Annotated in this window: 15 protein-coding genes and 1 riboswitch; of the genes, 7 read left to right on the top strand and 8 right to left on the bottom strand. The window is 72.9% G+C overall.

Annotated elements, in window-relative coordinates; all coding sequences use genetic code 11:
• Positions 1–41 precede the first annotated feature (41 nt).
• Positions 42–1,397, top strand: coding sequence for a sigma factor-like helix-turn-helix DNA-binding protein (locus tag OHT61_RS19855; RefSeq protein ID WP_329040115.1), 1,356 nt, complete (start codon positions 42–44; stop codon positions 1,395–1,397).
• Between the two features lie 133 nt (positions 1,398–1,530).
• Here OHT61_RS19855 and sucD read toward each other — a convergent pair whose 3' ends face one another.
• The 5 genes from sucD to OHT61_RS19830 all read right to left on the bottom strand — a co-directional run bounded on the left by sucD (position 1,531) and on the right by OHT61_RS19830 (position 8,692).
• On the bottom strand, positions 1,531–2,415 hold the full coding sequence (gene sucD, locus OHT61_RS19850) for a succinate--CoA ligase subunit alpha (RefSeq protein ID WP_329040114.1): 885 nt from the start codon (positions 2,413–2,415) through the stop codon (positions 1,531–1,533).
• A gap of 21 nt (positions 2,416–2,436) precedes the next feature.
• Positions 2,437–3,618, bottom strand: a complete 1,182-nt coding sequence (sucC, locus tag OHT61_RS19845) for an ADP-forming succinate--CoA ligase subunit beta (protein WP_329040113.1) — start codon at positions 3,616–3,618, stop codon at positions 2,437–2,439.
• Positions 3,619–3,978: 360 nt separating this feature from the next.
• Positions 3,979–5,157 (bottom strand): VWA domain-containing protein, encoded by a 1,179-nt coding sequence (locus OHT61_RS19840; RefSeq protein ID WP_329040112.1) that lies wholly within the window; start codon positions 5,155–5,157, stop codon positions 3,979–3,981.
• An 80-nt stretch (positions 5,158–5,237) separates the two neighbouring features.
• Entirely contained in the window at positions 5,238–7,571 is a 2,334-nt protein-coding gene (locus OHT61_RS19835; protein WP_329040111.1) for a DUF5682 family protein, read from the bottom strand.
• Positions 7,568–8,692, bottom strand: a complete 1,125-nt coding sequence (locus OHT61_RS19830; RefSeq protein ID WP_329040110.1) for an ATP-binding protein — start codon at positions 8,690–8,692, stop codon at positions 7,568–7,570. Before OHT61_RS19830 ends, OHT61_RS19835 begins: the two co-directional genes overlap by 4 nt.
• A gap of 358 nt (positions 8,693–9,050) precedes the next feature.
• Between OHT61_RS19830 and OHT61_RS19825 the strand changes: the two genes are divergently transcribed.
• Both OHT61_RS19825 and OHT61_RS19820 read left to right on the top strand, forming a co-directional pair.
• Positions 9,051–10,466, top strand: coding sequence for an SWIM zinc finger family protein (locus OHT61_RS19825; protein WP_329040109.1), 1,416 nt, complete (start codon positions 9,051–9,053; stop codon positions 10,464–10,466).
• 83 nt (positions 10,467–10,549) lie between these two features.
• Positions 10,550–12,175 carry a DUF5691 domain-containing protein gene (locus OHT61_RS19820; protein ID WP_329040108.1) on the top strand — a complete coding sequence of 542 codons (1,626 nt, stop codon included), beginning with the start codon at positions 10,550–10,552 and terminating at the stop codon, positions 12,173–12,175.
• 362 nt (positions 12,176–12,537) lie between these two features.
• On the opposite strand, the gene OHT61_RS19815 is transcribed toward OHT61_RS19820, so the two are convergent.
• Positions 12,538–12,951, bottom strand: coding sequence for a cobalamin B12-binding domain-containing protein (locus OHT61_RS19815; protein WP_329040107.1), 414 nt, complete (start codon positions 12,949–12,951; stop codon positions 12,538–12,540).
• Positions 12,952–13,305: 354 nt separating this feature from the next.
• Here OHT61_RS19815 and OHT61_RS19810 point away from each other — a divergent pair, with 354 nt between their 5' ends.
• The gene (locus OHT61_RS19810) at positions 13,306–14,376 is read left to right on the top strand and encodes an esterase/lipase family protein (RefSeq protein WP_329040106.1); all 1,071 of its coding nucleotides are present in this window, start codon (positions 13,306–13,308) and stop codon (positions 14,374–14,376) included.
• Between the two features lie 239 nt (positions 14,377–14,615).
• Positions 14,616–16,337 carry a M23 family metallopeptidase gene (locus OHT61_RS19805; protein WP_329040105.1) on the top strand — a complete coding sequence of 574 codons (1,722 nt, stop codon included), beginning with the start codon at positions 14,616–14,618 and terminating at the stop codon, positions 16,335–16,337.
• Between the two features lies 1 nt (position 16,338).
• Here OHT61_RS19805 and pcrA read toward each other — a convergent pair whose 3' ends face one another.
• Positions 16,339–18,777, bottom strand: coding sequence for a DNA helicase PcrA (gene pcrA / locus OHT61_RS19800; RefSeq protein WP_329040104.1), 2,439 nt, complete (start codon positions 18,775–18,777; stop codon positions 16,339–16,341).
• Between the two features lie 256 nt (positions 18,778–19,033).
• A riboswitch (cyclic di-AMP (ydaO/yuaA leader) is annotated at positions 19,034–19,192 on the top strand.
• On the opposite strand from pcrA, the gene OHT61_RS19795 reads away from it, so the two are divergent.
• The gene (locus tag OHT61_RS19795) at positions 19,191–20,345 is read left to right on the top strand and encodes a C40 family peptidase (RefSeq protein WP_329040103.1); all 1,155 of its coding nucleotides are present in this window, start codon (positions 19,191–19,193) and stop codon (positions 20,343–20,345) included. (Overlaps the previous riboswitch by 2 nt.)
• A gap of 106 nt (positions 20,346–20,451) precedes the next feature.
• Here the strand turns inward: OHT61_RS19795 and OHT61_RS19790 are convergent, their stop codons facing one another.
• On the bottom strand, positions 20,452–20,805 hold the full coding sequence (locus OHT61_RS19790) for a hypothetical protein (RefSeq protein ID WP_329040102.1): 354 nt from the start codon (positions 20,803–20,805) through the stop codon (positions 20,452–20,454).
• A 358-nt stretch (positions 20,806–21,163) separates the two neighbouring features.
• Here OHT61_RS19790 and OHT61_RS19785 point away from each other — a divergent pair, with 358 nt between their 5' ends.
• Positions 21,164–22,234: a C40 family peptidase gene (locus OHT61_RS19785; RefSeq protein WP_329040101.1), complete on the top strand. Its 1,071-nt coding sequence runs from the start codon at positions 21,164–21,166 to the stop codon at positions 22,232–22,234.
• Positions 22,235–22,243: the final 9 nt, after the last annotated feature.

The raw sequence follows: 22,243 nt of genomic DNA, 5'->3' as shown, positions 1-22,243 counted from the left end.
TTTTTCACCCAGTGCAGTGTCATCGGGGACGGAGGCAGCGCATGACACGGAGCGTCACGGACCCTTCCGGCGCGGCCCCGTTGCCCTCCCCCAAGGAGCGCCGGCGGCTGCGCGTGGCCAGGTCACTGAGTGAGGAGCAGGTCGCGGCGGCCATGGGCGTCACGCCCGCCACCGTCCGGGCCTGGGAGACGGGGCGCAGCACGCCTCGGGGCCGCCGCCGCACGGCGTACGCCAGGCTGATCGGCTCCGGCACCCCCCGCACCACGCCGCATCCCTCCGCCGTCGAAGCCACCGGGAGCAGCACGATGTCCCCGACAGAGCCCGGTACCGGCGCCATCGTGGGCGCCCCGGCCGATCCCGCCACGGATCTGGTGCCCGACGCGGCGGCGCCTGAGTCGTCGTCACCGGACCGCGCGCTAAGAGAGAACGGCCCCGGAGCCGATGCCACCGGACCTCCGGCCGCCGTAAGCGGCCTGCCCGCGTCCTCGGTGCGGGCCGCTCCGGCGCCCCGGCACCCCGGCCCTGCCGCCCCGGCGCCCGACGGCGACGCCGGCTCCTCCGCACCGGTGCTGCCGGTCCGCACGCCCGAGGCCGCTTTCGACAGCCTGTACGAGCTCGCGGCGCCCGGACTGACCCGCCAGATGTACCTCCTGACGGGCCGCCGCCTGCTGTCCCGGGAGGCCGTCGAGCACGCGTTCCGGATCGCCTGGCAGCGCTGGCCCGAGGTGGCCAGGGACCGTGACCCCGCCGGCTGGGCGCGGGCGGCGGCGTACGAGTACGCGATGTCGCCCTGGCACCGCATGCGGCGCGTCCACCGCCGCCCCGACGCACTGCCCGACGAGCCCGGGAGGAAGGCGCTGCTGGGCGCGCTGCTCGCACTGCCGCCCTCGTACCGCCGGACGCTGCTGCTCCACGACGGTGTCGGGCTGGGACTTCCGGAGACCGCGGCCGAGACCGAGGCCAGCACGCCCGCCGCGGCCAACCGTCTGCTGAACGCCAGGGCCGCCCTCACCGTGTCGCTCCCCGAACTGGCCGCACCCACGGGTCCCGGCGGGCGGACGGCGCTGTTCCAGGAGCGGCTCGGCGCTCTCGCGCTGGCCGAGGACGTGCCACAGCCGCCCGGCGCCCCGTCGGTGCGCAGGGGCAGCGAGCGCGTCGCGGAACTCTGGACGCGGGCGGCGATCTGTTTCGGCGTCGTGCTCATCGGGGCGACGGGCTTCACGCTGCACACGGCCCCCACGCAGTACGAGCAGCCGCTGTCGCCTCCCCAGCGCGTGGGCGGCGTCCCTCCGAGAGGCGGTCCGGAGCGGCTGACACCCCAGGACCTGAAACTGCAGAAGACACTGCGGGAGAAGCTCGTGCACGGGCCGGAACGTCTGGTTCCGCTGCTCCCCTGACCGTACGCCGGGAGGGCACGCCGACGGCGGGAGTTCCCCGGACACACGAACGGCGCGGGCCCGCACCCTGTCGGAGGACAGGGTGCGGGCCCGCGCCGTTTCCGCGGTGAAACGGTGGCGCCGCCTCGGGCGGTCAGCCGCCGAGGATCTCGCGAGCCAGCTTGGCGGTCTCGGTCGGCGTCTTGCCGACCTTGACGCCGGCGGCCTCGAGGGCCTCCTTCTTGGCCGCGGCGGTGCCGGAGGAGCCGGAGACGATGGCGCCGGCGTGGCCCATGGTCTTGCCCTCCGGGGCGGTGAAGCCCGCGACGTAGCCGACGACCGGCTTCGTGACGCTCGATGCGATGTAGTCGGCGGCACGCTCCTCGGCGTCGCCGCCGATCTCGCCGATCATCACGATGAGGTCGGTGTCGGGGTCCGCCTCGAACGCCGCGAGGGCGTCGATGTGCGTGGTGCCGATGACCGGGTCGCCACCGATGCCGACGGCGGACGAGAAGCCGATGTCACGCAGCTCGTACATCATCTGGTAGGTCAGCGTGCCGGACTTGGACACGAGACCGATGCGGCCGGGCTTGGTGATGTCGCCCGGGATGATGCCGGCGTTGGACTGGCCGGGGGTGATCAGGCCGGGGCAGTTCGGGCCGATGATCCGGGTCTTGTTGCCCTTCGAACCGGCGTACGCCCAGAAGGCGGCCGAGTCGTGGACGGCGATGCCCTCGGTGATCACGACGGCGAGCGGGATCTCGGCGTCGATCGCCTCGACGACCGCGGCCTTCGCGAAGGCCGGCGGCACGAAGAGGACCGACACGTCGGCGCCGGTCTTCTCCATCGCCTCGGCGACGGACCCGAAGACGGGTACCTCGGTGCCGTCGAAGTCGACGGTCGTGCCCGCCTTGCGCGGGTTCACGCCACCGACGATGTTGGTGCCGTCGGCCAGCATGAGCTTGGTGTGCTTCATGCCCGTGGCGCCGGTCATCCCCTGGACGATGACCTTGCTGTCCTTGGTGAGGAAGATAGCCATGGTGTTGGAGTCCCTCGTCCCTTACTTCGCAGCCGCGGCGAGCTCGGCGGCCTTGTCGGCCGCGCCGTCCATGGTGTCCACGCGCTGAACCAGCGGGTGGTTGGCGTCGGAGAGGATCTTGCGACCCAGCTCCGCGTTGTTGCCGTCGAGGCGCACGACGAGCGGCTTGGTGACGTCCTCGCCCTTGGACTTGAGCAGCTCCAGGGCCTGGACGATGCCGTTGGCGACCTCGTCGCAGGCGGTGATGCCGCCGAAGACGTTGACGAAGACGGACTTGACGTCCGGGTCGCCGAGGATGATCTCGAGACCGTTCGCCATGACCTCGGCGGAGGCGCCGCCACCGATGTCGAGGAAGTTGGCGGGCTTCACGTTGCCGTGGTTCTCACCGGCGTACGCGACGACGTCCAGGGTCGACATGACCAGACCGGCACCGTTACCGATGATGCCGACCTCGCCCTCGAGCTTGACGTAGTTGAGGTTCTTGGCCTTGGCGGCGGCCTCGAGGGGGTTGGCCGCGGCCTTGTCCTCCAGCGCCTCGTGGCCGGGCTGGCGGAAGTCGGCGTTCTCGTCGAGAGACACCTTTCCGTCCAGGGCCAGGATGCGGCCGTCCTTCGTCTTGACCAGCGGGTTGACCTCGACGAGGAGCGCGTCCTCGGCGACGAAGGTGTCCCACAGGGTCACCATGGCCTCGGCGACACCCTCGGCCACGTCGGCCGGGAACTTCGCCTGGGCCACGATCTCGCGGGCCTTCTCGATGTCGACGCCGTCGACGGCGTTGACCGGGACCTTCGCGAGGGCCTCGGGGGTCTTCTCCGCGACCTCCTCGATGTCCATGCCGCCCTGCACCGACGCCATGGCGAGGAAGGTGCGGTTGGTGCGGTCGAGGAGGTACGAGACGTAGTACTCCGCCTCGATCTCCGGGGACAGCTCGGCGATCATCACCTTGTGGACCGTGTGGCCCTTGATGTCCATGCCGAGGATGTCGGTCGCGCGAGCGACCGCCTCGTCCGGGTTCGCGGCCAGCTTCACGCCGCCGGCCTTACCTCGGCCACCGACCTTCACCTGCGCCTTGACGACGGACTTGCCGCCCAGCCGCTCGGTCGCCTCGCGGGCTGCCTCAGGCGTGTCGATCACTTCACCGGCCAGCACCGGTACACCGTGCTTGGCGAAGAGGTCCCTCGCCTGGTACTCGAACAGGTCCACGCGCGTCCGTCCCTTTTAGTGGTCTCGCGGTTCGTTATCTGCGTGGGCGTGCCGCGAGGGCAACGTGACTGCGCAGTCACAAGGGAGGCGCACACGGTCACCGGGTACGCGGCATGTCCATCCGGCAGGTTATCCCCGCGCCACGTCGGACCCTAAATTGCAGATCACACCTGAGCGGTGATAACGGTCACAGATCGCGCTGGTGACCGGGGTCCCGGGGACAAAACGCCTCGTCCGGCGGGGCCTCCGGGCCGGCCCGCGCGAGGGAGCGCGGCGCGGTGCAGCGCCGGTCGGACGCGCCCGCGGCGCCCCGGCGCCCGGCGGAGCCGGGACACCTGCGACGGACCGCACCGGGCCGCCTCACACGCCGCCGTCGGGTACCGGCAGCGGCCTCCTCGCGATCGCCGCGGCCATGACCTCGGGAAAGAGGTCGGGGGTGCAGGCGAAGGCGGGAACGCCCAGGGCGCCCATCGCCGCGGCGTGCTCGTGGTCGTAGGAGGGCGCGCCGTCGTCGGAGAGCGCGAGGAGGGCCACGAACTGCACCCCCGACGCCTTCATCGCGGCGGCACGCCGGACCATCTCGTCCTTGATCCCCCCTTCGTGGAGATCGCTGATCAGGACGACGACGGTGTCCGCGGGACGGGTGATCCTCGACTGGCAGTACGCCAGCGCGCGGTTGATGTCCGTGCCGCCGCCGAGCCGCGTCCCGAACAGGACGTCGACGGGGTCGTCGAGCTGGTCGGTGAGGTCGACGACGGACGTGTCGAACACGACGAGCCTCGTCGCCAGGCTGCGCATGGAGGCGAGGACCGCGCCGAAGACGGACGCGTGGACGACGGAGGACGCCATCGAACCCGACTGGTCGACGCAGAGGATGACCTCCTTCTCCACCGACCGGCCGGAGCGCCCGAATCCGATGAGGCGCTCGGGGATCACCGTGCCGGCCCCTCCCCGCCCGGGAAGCGGCACGTAGTTCTTGAGGTTGGCCCGGATCGTGCGGTCCCAGTCGATGTCCGGCCGCCGCGGCCGGCGGGTCCGCGCCGAGCGGTCCAGCGCGCCGGTGAGCACGGCCCTCGTCCTGGCGGCGAGGCGACGCTCCAGGTCCTCGGTGACCTTGCGGACGACCGCCCGGGCGGTCTCCCTGGTCGTCTCGGGCATGGCCTTGCCGAGGGAGAGGAGGGTGCCGACGAGGTGGACGTCGGGTTCGACCGCCTCCAGCATCTCCGGTTCCAGCAGCAGGGCGGACAGCCCGAGCCGGTCGATCGCGTCACGCTGCATGACCTGCACGACGGGGACCGGGAAGTACGTCCGGATGTCACCGAGCCACCGGGCCGCTGACGGGGCCGACGCCCCGAGGCCCGCGGAACGCTCGGATCCGCCACGTCCGCCGGGCCGCCCACCGCCGTAGAGCGAGGTCAGCGCGCCGTCCATCGCCGCGTCGCGGCCCGTGAGCGGGTGTCCGGTGCCCTCGGCGCCGTCCGCGCCGAGCACCAGGCGCCAGCGCCGAAGCCTCTCGTGCTCCTGGGATGCGGCTGCCATGGCCGGCTCCTGTTCCCGTACGTGCTCCGCTTCCTGTTCCCGTACGTGCTCCGCCGGTCCCGGGTGAGCGCGGTGCCCCGTCATCCCGCCGCCACCCGCCCCTCCGGGGTGTCCAGGCCGAGGAGCAGTCGCACCACCGGCGCCACGGCGTCCGCCCGTTCCCCGTCGGGCGGGTGGCCGAAGCCCGGTGTGAACGCCCTGCTCTCCCCGCCCGCGCCGCCGCGGTCCGGCCCGCGCCGGACGAGTTCGCCCAACGACCGCCGCACGGCGGGCTCGTAGGCCGCGAACGTGCGTCGCAGCAGAGGGAGTACGTCGACGAACGTCTCCGCCGGTATGCCCGTCAGCCAGGCGTCGACCAGGGAGAGCAGCCGTTCGTCGTGGACGAGCAGCATGCCCCCGCCGGAGGCTCCCCCGGCGAAGCCCTCGATCCACGCCGCCGCGTCGGCAGGCGGTGTGCCGGGCGACAGCGCCAGGCTCATCAGCCGTGCCGTCCCCTCCTCGGTGGCCCGTCCTTCGTCCAGGAGCAAGCGGGTGGCGCGGCCGCGGACCCGTCCGGTGACCGCGTCCCTCGACGAGAGCCTCCGCAGGGTCACCGTCCACCGGTCCTTCAGCCCGTCCGTCCGGGAGGCGTCGGTGAGCAGTCCGATCGCGCCGTGCACGGCGTCCAGCCTCTCCTGCGCCTGCGCCGCGCCCTCCGGAGCGAGGCCGGTGCAGGTGGGCGGCAGGCCCACGCAGACGCGCTCGGCGATTCCGGCGGCAACCGCCGCGAGAGCCGCGGTGCCTGTGGACCGGACGTCTCCGTACCGCAGGGAACGGGCCAGGGCGGGCAGGGCGTCGGCGAGGTGGCCGACGTCGGCGTCGAGGGCGGCCCGGTCGGCGAGCGCCCGCATCACGACGGAGAGCGCCGCGGGCAGTCCGGCCCGCAGGCACCGCTCGGCGAGCGCGGTGACCGCCGCGAGCGAGGGCGCGGACACGGCGTCCGACTCGGCCCTCGCCGTCGCGGCGGCGAGCACGGTGGTGCCCCACACCCCGGCCTCGGCGACCCGTACGAAGAGCTCGGGCTCCCAGCGCAGCCGCCAGGTCTCCCGGAACGTGCCCGTACTCCCCCGGCCGGCGACGGGCTCGCCCCAGGCCACTCCCAGGAGGTGGAGTCTGTGCAGCAGCCGGCTGCGCGCCGCGTCGTTGTCCTTGCGCAGGTCGAGTTCGAGGTCGCGGGGCTCCGCCTCCGGCCGGAGGCGGAGCGAGCGCTGCTGTCCGGCCAGGTCCCGCTGGAGCGGGACGGCGGGGGCGCCGTCCGGCACCTCGCCGAGGGCCTCGCCGACGACCAGCCTGTCCCGCACCAGGGCGAGCGGCACGTCGGAGCCCTCGCACATGACGGCCCGCACCGCGTCGGTGGCTTCGGCGAGACCCACGGCGGGCCGCTCCCGCAGGGCGGCCAAGGTCTCCGCGAGCCGCACCGCCTCGATGACATGGGCCGGCGACACCGGCCGGTCCTCTTCGCGCAGGAGTCCGGCCACCTTCGTCATCCAGCGTTCGACGGACCGGTCGGGGGAACCGAAGAGGTGCGCGTACCAGCCGGGGGACTCGATGCCCGCGCCGTATCCGCTGCGCCGGGCGAGTCTGCGGTGGGTCCACGGCACCCAGGTCAGCTCGGTCCTGACCTTCTCCATCCCCTTGAGGAGTGACCGGTCGGCCGCGACCGTCGTCCTCGCGGCGAGCGCGGGGACGTGCCAGGCGCCGCACACCACGGCGATGTCGTCCCCGAACTCCTTGCGGGCGGCCCGCAGCCGGAGGCGCATGTACGCCTCCCGGACCGCGTCCTGGGGATGTCCCCCGTCGCCGTACGCCTCGCGCAGCGCCGTCATCGCCTCGGCGAGCGCGGCGAACGGGGCGCGGGCGTCGGCCTGCGGGCCGGCCTGCCCGCGGTGTTCGACGACGTCCTCCCACCAGCGTTCGGGGTCGTCGTGACCCGCGGTCGCGGCCAGGATCCCGAGGGGGTCGATCCCCCGGCCCTCCCCGTCCACGTCGCCCTGCGCGTCGGCTCCGTCCTCCGGACGGCCGCTCATGGCCAGGGAGTTGGCCGCCGGCAGGTCCATGAAGCGCACCGGGACGCCCTGCGCCAGGGCCCAGCGGATCGCCACCCACTCGGGCGAGAAGTCGGCCAGCGGCCAGAACGCGGCACGCCCCGGGTCGTCGACGGCGTGCGCGAGCAGCGCGACGGGCGGGCGCATTCCGTCGTCGGCGGCGAGCGGCAGCAGCGCGTCGCCCTCCGGGGGACCCTCGACGAGCACCGCCCTCGGGCGGGCCTCCTCCAGGGCGGCGAGGACCGCGCGGGCGGAGCCCGGGCCGTGGTGGCGCACGCCCAGGAGCAGCGGCCCCCGGGGCGCGGCGGGAACCGGCGCCCGGGGCGTCATGCCGAGGCCTCCCGGCAGGCGCGGTAGAAGTCCTTCCAGCCGTCCCGCTCCCGGACCACGGTCTCCACGTACTCCTGCCAGATCACTCCGTCGGCGGCGGGGTCGCGGACGACGGCGCCGAGGATCCCTGCCGCCACGTCGTGGGGGCGCAGCACGCCGTCGCCGAAGTGGGCCGCCAGCGCGAGGCCGCCGGTCACGACGGAGATGGCCTCGGCGGTGGACAGCGTGCCGGACGGGGATTTGAGCCTGGTGCGGCCGTCCGTGGTGATGCCGTCGCGCAGTTCACGGAAGACCGTGACGACGCGCCGGATCTCGGCCATGCCGTCCGGGGCGGCGGGAAGTCCGAGGGAGCGTCCGATCCGGGCCACCCGCCGGGACACGATGTCCACCTCGGCCTCGGCGGTCGCGGGCAGCGGCAGGACGACGGTGTTGAACCGGCGGCGCAGCGCCCCGGACAGCTCGTTGACCCCGCGGTCGCGGTCGTTGGCCGTGGCGATCAGGTTGAACCCCTGGACGGCCTGGACCTCCTGTCCGAGCTCGGGCACCGGGAGCGTCTTCTCCGACAGGATGGTGATGAGCGCGTCCTGCACGTCGGACGGTATGCGGGTGAGCTCCTCGATCCTGGCGGTCATGCCCTCGGCCATGGCCCGCATGACCGGGCTCGGCACCATGGCCTCGCGGCTCGGCCCGGCGGCGAGCAGCTGTGCGTAGTTCCACCCGTAGCGGACGGCCTCCTCGGGGGTCCCGGCGGTGCCCTGGACGAGGAGGGTCGAGTCCCCGCTGACGGCGGCCGCGAGATGCTCGGAGACCCAGGTCTTGGCGGTGCCCGGCACGCCGAGGAGCAGCAGGGCGCGGTCGGTGGCGAGCGTGGTCACGGCGACCTCGACGAGACGGCGCGGACCCACGTACTTCGGGGTGATCAGTACGCCCCCGGGGAGCGTTCCGCCCAGCAGATAGGTCGAGACGGCCCAGGGCGAGAGCTTCCAACGGGCGGGCCTCGGGCGGTCGTCGGCCGCCGCGAGCGCCTTCAGCTCGTCGGCGAAGTCGTGCTCGGCGTGCGGTCTCAGTACGTGGCCGGCTACTCGGTCTGCGGCTGTCCCGGACTGCGCGGACACGGTCATGGCTCCCCCTCCGGATCGGTCGGACCGATGCGGTTTCCACCGTGCACCACGGCACTGACAATCGGCCCGGTCAGTCGGCCGGCGCGGCACGCACCACCGGTACGGCCCGTCGGCCGAAACGGAACCGGCACTCGGTCCGGCCCGTCGGCCGCCGGGAGTTCGCCGCGGCGGAACCGGTCGTCGTGGCCGGTGTCCCGTCGGCTCCGACCGGTGAATCGCGGACCGGTGGGTTCGGGAACCGGTGAATCGCGGACCGGTGAGCTCGCGGACCGGTCCCCGACGCGCCCGAGCGGCTGCGCACCGCGGGAGAACCGCAGGTCGGAGCCCATTGTCAGTGGGGCGTCCTACCGTCGGTGCCATGCTGCTTTCACAGGGGGAGGAACCAGCGCGCACCGCGGGGCACGGTGCACGCCGGACCGTGGACGAGGTGCCTGCTACGGCTTCTGACGAGGCGTCGCGCGATGCGGTGCGCGTCGCGGGCTCGGAGCGCCTGTGGTCCGGCGCGGGCACCGTCGGCACCGGGGTCGTGTGGGGGCTGCGCGCGACGGGCGAGGGCCCACCGCACCGCACCGCGGCCGACCTCGACGAGGGTGCGTACACCTGCGGTTGTGCGTCGTCGCAGCCGCCCTGCCCGCACGCGCTGGAGCTGCTCGCGCTCCATGCCGGGGACCGGCCCGTGCTGCGGCGGAGCGCGGAGCCGCCGGCGTGGGTCGCCGAGTGGCTGACGGGTGTCCGCGGGGGGATCGCGGCGGACGGGGCCCCCGGTGCCGCGGCGGGCCCGGGAGCGAAGGTCGACGACGGAGCAGGTGACCGGGCGCGCGCCGCGCGGCGGCGTGCCGACCGCAGGGCCGGGCGCATCACGGGCGGGGCCCAGGATCTGGAGCAGCGCCTCACTGATCTGCTGCGCGGCGGACTCGCGGCGGCGCAGGATCCCGGAAACCCGCTGTGGGAGGAGACGGCAGCCCGCATGGTCGACGCCCAGGCCCCCGGACTGGCGCACCGGGTGAGGGAGTTGGGCGAGGTGCCCGCGTCGGGAGCCGGCTGGCCCGCGCGGATGCTGGAGGAGTGCGCCCTGCTGCACCTGCTGGACACCGCCTGGCTCGGCCTCGGCCGACTGCCCGCGCCCCTGGCCGCGACCGTGCGTACGAGGGTGGGGCTGACGGCCTCCGCCGAGGGACCGGCCGTCCGTGACCACTGGCTGGTACTCGCGCAGTACGACGTGCCGGACGCCCGGATCGTCACCCGCCGCGTCTGGCTGCACGGCAGGGCCTCCGGTCGCACGGCACTGCTGCTGTCCTACGGCGCCGCGGGACGCACCCCGGACCTGGCGCTGCCGGTGGGCAGCGTGATCGACGCGGAGGTCACGCCCTACCCCGGCGGCGGCCGGCTGAGAGGCGAGCTCGGGCGACGGTTCGGGGAGCCGTACGCCGATCCGTCCCCTCCCCCGGGCGGCACGACGGCCGACGCACTCGCCGCGTACGGGCGGGCGCTGCGGGACGATCCCTGGCTGGACGCCTGGCCCGCCGTGCTGGGCGAGGTCGTTCCCGCCCCGGCCGCGGAGGGCTGGCGGCTGGTCGGCGCGGACTCGACCGCACTGCCGGTCGCCGGCCCGGCACTGTCACGGCCGGGCCTGTGGAAACTCGTGGCCCTCTCCGGCGGCCTGCCACTGACGGTCTTCGGAGCATGCGGACACCGGGGCTTCGAGCCGCTCGCGGCCTGGCCCCCGGGCACCTCGGACGGCCTCGGCGCGAGGGAGCCCGTGGCACTCCTCTGATCCCCGGGCCGCCCGGTACCCGTACGGCGCCCCGCACGCCCACCATCCGCGATCCCGGAGAAACCGGACTGGAGGAGACCTCGATGTCCACCACGCAGACGACGGCCCGAGCGCCGATGGACGCTTCCTGGGAGGACCTCGTCACCTCGGCGCTCCTCGGCACCGACCGTCGGCCGCTGACGGCGGAGAGCGGAGATCCCGCCGGACCGGCCGCCCTGCTGGACCTCGCGGCCCTGCACACCGTGCGGCGGCGGGCCGCGCTCCGTCCGGCCATTGGAGCCGCGCCGCCGGCTCCCGCACCCGCCGACCCCCGGCCGCCTCTGCCCGCCGCCGCCCGACGCCGTCTCGCCCAGCTGCTCGCGGACCGGTCGGCGCCGCCGGGCGGTGGACGGCGGGGTACGGCTCCCGACCTCACCGAGCTGATACCCCAGTGGCTGGCCTCGGCAGAGGCGCACGGCTACCGGGCACCGGCGGAACTGCTGCCCGCTCTGCTCGACGCGGCACGGGCGCGCACCGATCTGCGCACCCACGTCCTGGCGTTCGCGGGACCGCGCGGGCTCTGGCTGGCCGGCCTGAACCCGGAGTGGAGGTTCGCCCTGCGCGCCACGGCCCGGGGTGCGCACCGGCCGGACACCACCGATCCGGAGGCGGTGCGCCGCCTCTGGGCGGACGGGCTCTTCGCGGAGCGGGTGGCACTGCTGGGGGCGCTCAGGGAGCGGGATCCCGGTGCGGCCCGGTCCCTGCTCGCGGGGACCTGGTCCACGGAACGGGCGGAGGACCGGCTGATGTTCGTCGACTCCTTGCGGGCCGGCCTGTCGGATGCCGACGAGGCGTTCCTGGAGGCGGCCCTGACGGACCGCAGCCGCAACGTACGCGCGACGGCCGCCGAGCTGCTGTCGGGACTTCCCGGTTCGGCGCTCGCCGGGCGGATGGCCGCCCGTGCCACGACGTGTGTGAACCCCGACCGCACGGGGGACGCGCTGGCGATAGCCGTGGAGGCACCCCACGAGTGCGACACGGGGATGGAACGCGACGGCGTCGTGGCGGTGCCACCCTCGGGGCACGGCGAACGCTCGTGGTGGCTGGGACAGTTGGTGGAGGCGACGCCGTTGGGCGTCTGGTGCGAGAGGTTCGGCGGCCGTGGAGCGCGCGAGCTCGTGGCGCTCCCAGTCGCGGACGGCTGGGGCGGGGACCTGCACGCGGCCTGGTGCCGGGCGGCCGTCAGGCAGCGGGACCCGGAGTGGGCACGAGCACTGCTCGGCACCCCTTCGACGCCTCCGGCGAACGGCCCGGGGACGGCCTCGCTGGCCCAGCGCTCGACGCTGCTCTCCACCCTTCCCCCGGCCGAACGCTCCCTCTGGGTGGCGGACTTCATAGCCGCGCACGGCCTGTCCGAGGCGTTCCAGCTGCTCGGTGTCTGCCCGGTTCCCTGGGAGGGGCCGCTCGGCCGCTCGGTGGTCGACGCGCTCGACATCGCCCGGGACGCGGGGAGTTATCCGTGGAGCTTCAGCGGGGTGATGGGCCTCGCCGAGCGCTGTCTGAACCCTGCCGAGGCGGGCCGGCTCGACGTGCTCACCACGACCCCGGCCGAACCGGAGGGCGCTTCACCGGGCGCGGGCGGCTACTGGTCGGAGGCGTTCCAGCGCCTGGTGTCCACGCTGCGCCTGCGCGCGGCCATGGACGCCGAGCTCGCCCCGGGCGCGGACTGAACTCTCCGGCCGGGCCCAACGGAACGCCCGGAGCGGAACCGGGCACGCCCAGGAGGCTCCAGGAGTCGCAGCACACCACGGAACTCCCTCGCACGAGCCGGCCACGGTCACCACGATCCGGCCATGGTCACCGCGGTCCGGTCCCGTGGGCCGCCCCATCCCACGACGCACCGTCCGCACGACCTTCTCCCGTCCGCACGACACACCGTCCGCAGACCTGCCCCCGTCCGCACGGCACGCCGTCCGCAGACCTGCCCCCGCCCCCGCGAATGACCCCGCCCCCGTCCCCGTCCCCGCGAAGCGCCGCCGCCCCTCATGGCCCGGCCGCGCCGGTCACGCCCCCGCGGGGCCGCCCTCCGAGGTCAGGCCTCCGCGGGCTGGCGGACGTGGGCGTTCACCCAGTCGACGATCGAGGTCGTCGTCGCACCGGGCGTGAAGATCTCCGCGACGCCCTGCTCCTTCAGCGGCGCGATGTCCGCCTCGGGGATGATTCCGCCGCCGAACACCTTGATGTCCTCGGCGTCGCGTTCCCTCAGCAGCTCGATGACCTTGGCGAAGAGCGTGTTGTGCGCACCCGAGAGGATCGAGAGCCCGATGGCGTCGGCGTCCTCCTGGATCGCCGTGTCCACGATCTGCTCGGGGGTCTGGTGGAGCCCCGTGTAGATGACCTCCATGCCCGCGTCCCGCAGGGCACGCGCGATCACCTTGGCGCCTCGGTCATGGCCGTCGAGGCCCGGCTTGGCAACCACCACACGGATCGGACCGGTCACACCCATCACTGCCTCCACATGCGTCTCCCGTGCCTGAAGGGCCGGGGATGTGAACGAACGTTATCCACAGCATCCCGCACGGCGTCGTTTCGCGGTGGACCGGGAGGGGGAAATCACACATGGGACATGTTCGCCAGGCGCCGTTCCGCGCATCGAGTGGCTCACGGGCCGCGCGGGGCACGGCGCCGGGGGAGCCGCTTCGAGGTCGCCGCACCACCGCGCCGTCAGCCGCACGGCACGGTGGTGCGGCCCCCGGCTCCGGCCCGTCACACGGCCGCCGGGTCACTCGGCCGCGGTCCCCGTGAGGGCGTGCGGGGCACGGAGCCGCCTCCCCCGCATGCCAGTGCAGGAGGTCGGCCGATGAAGGTCCTGTCCTTCCTACCCCAACTGTCACCCAGGCTGTGCCCGCGCCCTGCCTGGCTCTCCTCCGCCCTGGTCAGAGCAACGGCGCTGGAGCTGGTGATCCTGGCCGGTCATGTGCTCATCTACCCCTCGGGGCTCACTCCGGAGCGCAGGACGCCCCCGGCGCGCGCTCGTGCGGGCGCCGGCCACGCGCCCTCCCCCTCCCCCACCCCCTCCGGCTCCCCGGGTTCCGACGACGGCGCCGACAGCTCCGACGACGGCCCCGGCATCGAGGCGCCCCCGCAGACCATGCGGGACGGGGACACGGACCAGGAGGCCCTTGCCGCCGCTCCGGATCCGCGCCCCGAGGCACCGGATCGGGATCGCCCCGGCCCCGCATCCGACCGGATCACCCGTTCGGCGGGTACGACGCCCCTCCCGTCGACGATCGGTGAGCGTCCTCCGGTGGTCCTGCTGCACGGCTTCATCGACAACCGCTCGGTGTTCGTGCTGCTCCGCCGCTCCCTGGCCCGGCACGGCTGGCACCATCTGGAATCACTCAACTACTCGCCACTGACCTGCGACATCCGTACGGCCGCCGAACTCCTCGACCGCCATGTTGAGGAGATCTGCGCCCGCACCGGGCAGCACGAGGTCGACATCGTCGGCCACAGTCTCGGCGGTCTGATAGCGCGGTACTACGTGCAGCGGCTGGGCGGCGACCGGCGGGTGCGCACCCTCGTCACTCTCGGCACGCCGCACGGCGGCACCGCCGTCGCACCGCTGGCCGGCGCCCACCCCATCGTCCGGCAGATGCGCAGCGGATCGGATCTGATCGAGGAGCTGCGCCACCCCGCTCCCGGCTGCCGCACACGGTTCGTCAGCTTCTGGAGCGAGCTCGACAGGGTGATCCTCCCGGTGGAGACGGCCTGTGTGGACCACCCGGACCTGGACGCCGTGAACGTGCGCGTCACAGGCATCGGCCATCTGGCGCTGCCCGTGCATCCGGCGGTCGCGTCCGCGATCCGCCAGGCGCTGGAGTCCGACGGAACGGTCATCAGCACCCCCACAACGGCCTCCGCCGCCTGACCGGGTGCGACGAAAGGGTCCTAACTCCCCCATCGAATAGAACGAGTTTCGAACATAGGGCCAAACATGCGTCGCCGGTCCGCCGAAAGGCGGCCGATTGCCCGTTTCCTGTGCGGCCGGAGACCGCCGAAGATTGTCGTCCTCGCGTACCGCCGGGTACAGTCGCGGCCACTGCTCACCCCGGGGTCCCCTCACCGGCCCCCGGAACAGGTCCTGCTGCCGAGGCGAGAGAGAAGTTGGTGAACGACCAGCACCCCCACGCCGGGTACGTCGATTACGACACCCACACCGGCAGCTTCGACACCGACCCGCTCTTCGGGAACCTGACCGGCCCCCACGACGCCGGCCACGAGACGTACGGCGGCGGTTACCCCACCTACGACGGCTACGGCGCCACCGAATCCGGCGCCTGGGACACCGGGGCACACCAGCAGGCCACGTACGACGCCTACGGCCTCCAGGCCCATCCGCAGGCGCAGGCCCATCCGCAGGCGCAGGCCCATCCGCAGGCGCAGCAGGGTTACGACACCACGGGGGCCTGGACGCCCGAAGCGTCGGTCCCGGCCCAGTACGGCACCGACGACGCGACGGGCCCGTGGGACACGGCCGGTTGGGACCACACCGGCGCGGCGGACCAGTGGGCCGCGGGAGACACCGGCGCCTTCGCCACCACGACCTTCGAGAACACGGCCTACACGACCGGGACGTACAGCGCCCCCGCCTTCGAGACCGCGGGGTACGAGAGCTACACGGCACCCGAGACCGGCACGTACGACGCCACCGCCTGGAACACCGGCGCCACGCCCGGGAGCACCGCGTACGCTCCCGAACAGACGTCGTATGCCGCGTACGAACACCAGGCGTCCCCCTACGACTCCTACGAGACGGGCGAGTTCGCCGCGCACGACCTCACCGGGTCGCACGACACCGCCGTCTCCTACGACATGCCCGGCTCGCACGACGAGACCGCGACGGCGCAGGGCGGGCAGGACGACCCGTACGCCCCGGAGCCCGACGCCTACGACGTGCCCGCGGCCTATGCCGACGACCTCGCGCAGACGGCCGTCCACGACGCCGGAGCCGTGCACACCGACGACCACGACGGGGATCTCCACGCGGAGGCCGCCGAGCAGATCCCCGACGTCGTCGGCCTGACGGCCGGCGCCGGGTCCGCCGCCGCGCGCCCCGTGACCCGCTCCGCGACGCGCGGGGGCGGCCGGGGACGCCGTCGCACTCCCGCGAAGCGCTCCGCGCTCCTCACCGTCGCCGTGCCCTCCGCCTGCGTCATGAGCGTCGCGGGCATCGCCGCCGCGTCCGTGGGCGGCGTGGGCGGGGCGGACGAGACGAAGGACGAGACCACGTCGATGGCGGCGGCCGACACCGCCACCACCCGGACCGCCGTCGCCAACAACGCGCTGGACACCCAGCTGGCCGCGCTCAACGCCGACGCCGAGAACTTCGCCGACCGTGCCAGCCGCACCCAGGAGCGCCTCGACCTGAAGGAGCGCCAGGCGGCGGAGAAGAAGAAGCGCGAGGAGGAGGCTGCCCGCCGCGAGGCCCTGCGTCCCAAGTTCGCGCTGCCCGTCTCGCAGCACGGCCTCAGCGCCACCTACGGCCAGGCCGGGGTGAACTGGATGTCCGTCCACACCGGTATCGACTTCCCGGTGACCTTCGGCACGCCCGTGATGGCGGCCACCGACGGCACCGTGCGCACCCAGTGGAACAGCGCCTACGGCAACATGGCCATCGTCACCGCCGCCGACGGCACGGAGACCTGGTACTGCCACCTCAGCACGACCAAGATCCGGTCGGGTTCGGTCAAGGCGGGCGACGTCATCGCCTATTCGGGCAGCTCCGGCAACTCCACCGGCCCGCACCTGCACTTCGAGGTACGGCCCGGTGGCGGCTCGGCGATCGACCCGATGCCGTGGCTCCGCAGCCACGGCCTCAACCCGAACTGAGTCAGAGCTTCTCGACCGGCGCGTAGCGCAGCAGGAGCTTCTTCGGCCGCTCGTCGCCGAAGTCGACCGTCGCCTTGGCCTGGTCGCCGAACCCCTCGACGGCGGTCACCGTGCCCAGCCCGAACTGGTCGTGCGTGACCCGGTCCCCCGCCACAAGGGTGACCACGGGCTTCTCCGACGTGCGCCGCGTCGCGAATCCCGACGGCCCGGACTTCGAGCGCGACGAGGACAGCGACGACGTGATCCCCGAAGTGGGGCCCGCCGGAGCGGCCATCGGCCCCTTGCGCTTCCATTCCAGGTGCTGGTCGGGGATCTCCTCCAGGAAGCGCGAGGGCGGGTTGTACGCGGGCTGGCCCCAGGCGCTCCGCATCGCCGCCCGGGTGAGGAAGAGGCGCTCGCGGGCGCGCGTGATGCCCACGTAGGCGAGCCGGCGCTCCTCCTCCAGCTCCTTCACCTGCCCCAGCGCGCGCATGTGCGGGAAGACGCCGTCCTCCATGCCGGTCAGGAAGACCACCGGGAATTCGAGGCCCTTGGCGGTGTGCAGCGTCATCAGCGTGACGACGCCGGAGCCGTCCTCGTCCTCGTCGGGGATCTGGTCGGCGTCGGCGACCAGCGCGACCTTCTCCAGGAACTCCGCGAGCGTCCCGGAGCCCTCGTCCTCGGCCCGCTCCTGCTCGAACTCAAGGGCGACGGAGGCGAGTTCCTGGAGGTTCTCGATACGCGTCTCGTCCTGCGGGTCGGTGGAGGCCTGGAGCTCGGCGAGGTAGCCGGTGCGCTCCATGACCGCCTCCAGCACGACCGCCGGTCCCGCGCCGGACTCCACGATCGTGCGGAGCTCCTCCATGAGCGTGTTGAACCGCTTCACGGCGTTGGCCGAGCGCGCCGCCATCCCGTACGCCTCGTCGACCCGGCGCAGCGCCTGCGGGAAGGAGATCTTCTCGCGCAGGGACAGTGCGTCGATCATCGCCTCGGCCCGGTCGCCGATGCCGCGCTTGGGCACGTTGAGGATGCGGCGCAGCGGGACGGTGTCCTCGGGGTTGGAGAGGACCCGGAGGTAGGCCAGGACGTCCCTGACCTCCTTGCGCTCGTAGAAGCGCACTCCGCCGACGACCTTGTAGGGCAGCCCGACACGGATGAAGATCTCCTCGAAGACCCGGGACTGGGCGTTCGTCCGGTAGAAGACGGCGACGTCTCCCGCCTTCGCCTCCCCGGCGTCCGTCAGCCGGTCGATCTCGTCGGCGACGAACTGCGCCTCGTCGTGTTCGGTGTCGGCGACGTAGCCGGCGATCCGGGTGCCGGCGCCGGCGTTCGTCCAGAGGTTCTTGGGACGGCGGCTCTCGTTGCGCTCGATGACGGCGTTGGCGGCGGAGAGGATCGTCTGGGTGGAGCGGTAGTTCTGCTCCAGCATGATCGTCCTGGCGTCCGGGTAGTCCTCCTCGAACTGGAGGATGTTGCGGATGGTCGCGCCGCGGAAGGCGTAGATCGACTGGTCCGCGTCACCCACGACACAGAGCTCACCCGGGGCGTCGGCCTCACCGGCGGGGCCGACCAGCTCGCGCACCAGGGTGTACTGGGCGTGGTTCGTGTCCTGGTACTCGTCGACCATGACGTGGCGGAAGCGCCGGCGGTAGTGCTCGGCGACGTCGGGGAACGCCTGGAGCAGGTGCACCGTCGTCATGATGATGTCGTCGAAGTCCAGAGCGTTGGCCTCGCGCAGCCGCGCCTGGTAGAGCGCGTAGGCCTGGGCCAGCGTCTTCTCGAAGCCGTCGGCGGCCTGACCGGCGAAGGTCTCCTCGTCGATCAGCTCGTTCTTCAGGTTCGAGACCTTCGCCGTGAACGACTTCGGCGGGTAGCGCTTCGGGTCGAGGTCGAGATCACGGCAGACCAGCGCCATGAGCCGCTTGGAGTCGGCGGCGTCGTAGATCGAGAACGACGAGGTGAAGCCGAGGAGCTTGGACTCGCGCCGCAGGATCCGCACGCAGGCGCTGTGGAACGTCATGACCCACATGGCGTTCGCGCGCGGGCCCACGAGGTCCTCGACACGCTCCTTCATCTCGCCCGCGGCCTTGTTGGTGAAGGTGATCGCGAGGATCTGGCCCGGGTGGACCCCGCGCTCGGCGAGCAGGTGCGCGATCCGGTGCGTGAGCACCCTGGTCTTGCCCGACCCGGCCCCGGCGACGATGAGCAGCGGGGACCCGGCGTGCACGACGGCGGCACGCTGTTCGGTGTTCAGCCCGTCGAGCAGCGCCGCGGAGTCGACGACGGGCCGCGGGGCACCGTCGCGGTAGTACGCGTCACGGGGCGGCGGCGGGCTGTCGAAGACGTCCTTGAACAGGCCCTCCGGCACCGCCTCGGGCGCGTGCTCCTCGGGGGGCGGTGGGGGGCCTTCCTCAGCGTTCTGGAGGCCGGTCAGGAAACTGTCGTCAAAGAGGCTGCTCATCGCTTCACGAGTCTAGGCGGCCGCACCGACAGCCCGGGCCGGATCGGCCGCACGGACCCCCACCGTGCGCTCACCGGCACGGCTCGCCCACGGTGCGTGAGTTCCGGAGGGCTGTACCGGCCCGACGGACCGGCCGGCGCAGAAGGTCACGGAAATGTATCGGGCATATCGGCCATCAACCTTCACAGGAGCACCACGGGTTGGTTAGCGTGCTCCGACGGGTGTCCCGAACCCACTTCAGGCGAACCACGCCGCACGGGCACCCCCGCCGAATCCGTGCTCCGCGAGGTGCCCGGAACCGGGGACCCACACGCATCACCGGGGTGAATCGGCCCGTCTCCACCGGGCCGTAGGGCAGCCTTCCGTTCCGCCCGAACCCGACAGCTAACCCGGTAGGCGGTCCACGGAAGGAGATGCCGGCCTTGGCGTCGCATCGCAAGCCGCGCACCCGGGTGCGCACGACCACCCCTGCCGTCGGTCTCACGACCGCGGCGCTCGCCTCCGTCACCCTGCTCTCCACCCAGAGCGCGACGGCGGCCCCGGCGGAGCCCAAGCCCAGCATCGAGGAAGTACAGAAGAAGGTCGACGCCCTCTACCGGCAGGCCGGTACCGCGACGCAGGAGTACAACCGGGCGAAGTCCGCGTCCGCCGAGCAGCGCTCCAAGGTGGACGCGCTCCTGGAGGCGGCGGCCCAGCGCGCCGACAAGCTGAACGAGACGCGCCGCGAGCTGGGCAGTTACGCCGCCGCCCAGTACCGCAGCGGCGCGATCGCCCCGACGGCGACGTTCTTCCTGGCGGACGACCCGCAGTCGTACTTCGACCAGGACCAGCTGATGGCACGGATGACCAGCCAGCAGCAGAAGACGGTCAACGAGTTCCGCACGCAGCAGAAGGAAGCCGCCGCGAAGCGCGTCGAGGCGACGAAGAGCCTGGAGACGCTGACCGAGTCGCAGGCCTCGCTGCGCACCAGCAAGCAGCAGGTGCAGACGAAGCTGACCGAGGCCCGGTCGCTGCTGTCGAAGCTGACCGCCGAGGAGAAGGCGCGGCTCGCCGAGCTGGAGCGCAAGAAGGAGGCGGAGGCCAAGCGCAAGGCCGAGGACCTGGCCCGGAAGCAGGCCGCCGCCGACAAGGCGGAGTCCGAGCGCGCCAAGGAGGAGACCGCGGGGCAGGGCACCGCCGCCGGCTCGGGCTCCGGCACCGGCTCGGACAGCGGCTATGCCTCGAAGGCCGAGAAGGTCCTGGCCTTCGCTCGCGCCCAGATCGGCAAGCCGTACGTCTGGGGGGCGACGGGCCCGTCCTCGTACGACTGCTCCGGGCTCACCCAGGCGGCCTGGAAGGCGGCCGGGGTGAATCTGCCCCGCACGACGTGGGACCAGGTCGAGGTGGGCACCCGGGTGGCGACGGCGAACCTGAAACCCGGTGACCTGGTGTTCTTCTACGACGACATCAGCCACGTCGGCATCTACAAGGGCGACGGCATGATGATCCACGCACCCAAGCCGGGTGCGAACGTCCGCGAGGAGTCGATCTACTACATGCCGATCTACGGAAGCGTGCGCCCGGCCTGAGGCACGCTCCTGCGGGAGCGCGACGGTCGCACGGCTCGCGGAGGCCGCACACGCGGGAGGGGCCCGGGGACGATCCCCCGGGCCCCTCCCGCGTCCGCGCGGACGCTCAGGTCCAGAGCGTGGCGATGAAGATGTTGGCGACGGTCAGCCCGCCGACCGCGGCGAAGGCGCCCTTGCCGGCCTTCTCGTCGTCGCGCTTCACGTAGACCACCGCGAGGATCGCGACCAGGATCAGGAGCTTGATCCCGATCTTGACGTTGTTCACGTGCTGGTCGTCGGCCTGGTTCAGCCCGACGAGGGCGATACCGGTGACGAGCATGGTGAGCGCGCCGTGCAGCATGGCGGGGACGAAGCGGGCCGTGCCCGCCTCCATGGCCTTCATCTGGGTGAGGAATCCGCCCAGCAGGGAGGCGATTCCGATGATGTGCAAGGCCACGAAGACATTGATGAGTACGTCCATGGCCGCAGCCTAGCCCCGGCCATATCAGCACTCTTCAGCCAGGTATGACTTAACGATGAGTTGACGCGAGGACTGCGCGAATTGCCGGACTCCGGTTGGATTTCCCGGTCATTCCATGGAAACGAAACTGCATCTGAGGGCAATAGCTGTCATTACGCCTCTTCCCCGTGCCCCGGGTTTAGCGTCACGTCCCAGGTGACCGATTCGTTACCGCCGCCCCCGTACCGGGCGGCACCCCGGTCACCCCGCCAGGAAATCCGGCGGCGGGCCACTCCCCCCTGTGGTGGCCCGCCGCCGGACCCGGGCGGGCCCGACGGTCTCCCCGGCGGGCAGTCGAACGGAAGGACGCACCACCCCCGTGGCCGCCCATCGCACCGCCGCTCACCGCAAGCCCAAGCAGCGCCTGTTCACCGGGCCTGCTGCCCGCACCGCCGCCACCCTCGCCCTCGCCGGCGCGGCGTCCGCCACCGCCCTCGAGGGTGCCGCCCAGGCCGATCCCCAGCTGACCCCGGCCCAGGTCAGGAGCAAGGTGGACCGGCTGTACCACGACGCCGAGACCGCCACCGAGCGGTACAACGGAGCGAAGGAGGAGGCCGCGGCGTCGGAGAAGTCCCTGGACGCCCTGCGCGACGAGGCGGCCCGCAGGACCGAGCGCCTCAACGCCGCCCGCGACGCCCTGGGTTCGTACGCCGCCGCCCAGTACCGCAGCGCCGGCATCGACCCGGCCGTCCGGCTGGCCCTCTCGTCGGACCCCGACGAATACCTGGAGCGCGCCTCCTTCGAGGACCGGGTGGGAGACCGCCAGGCGGGCGCGATCAACGGGGTACGCCGCCAGATCGACGACATCGCGCAGCTGCGGGCCGAGGCGGAGGACGAGCTCTCGGTCCTCGCCACCCGCCGGGCCGAACTGGAGAAGCACAAGAACGCGGTCCGCACCAAGCTGTCCGACGCCCGCAAGCTCCTCGCCACCCTCACCGCCGCGCAGCGTGCCGACTACGAGCGCTCCGCCGACGCGTCCCACGGCGGCGGCGCCGTACGCGCGGACCGCAGCACCCCGCGCGGCGCCGTGAGCGCCCCCAACGCCCGCGCGGCGCAGGCCGTCGACTTCGCCTACGGCGCTCTGGGCAAGCCCTACGTCTGGGGGGCGACCGGGCCGTCCGCCTACGACTGTTCCGGCCTCACCCAGGCCGCCTGGCGTGCCGCGGGCGTGTCCCTGCCGCGCACGACGTACACACAGATCAACGCGGGACAGCGCGTATCCCGCTCCGAACTCGCCCCGGGGGACCTGGTGTTCTTCTACTCCGGGGTCACCCATGTCGGGCTCTACATCGGCGGCGGACAGATGATCCACGCGCCGCGTCCGGGCGCCCCCGTCCGAATCGCGCCGATCACGGAAATGCCGTTCGCCGGAGCGACCCGCGTCGCATAGGCTCCCGGG

Origin of the sequence: Streptomyces sp. NBC_00178, assembly GCF_036206005.1 — a bacterium.
In the GTDB taxonomy this organism is placed as follows: Bacteria; Actinomycetota; Actinomycetes; order Streptomycetales; family Streptomycetaceae; genus Streptomyces.
The sequence above is the reverse complement of the archived record's forward strand: the minus strand, read 5'-3'. Positions and strand labels throughout refer to the sequence as shown.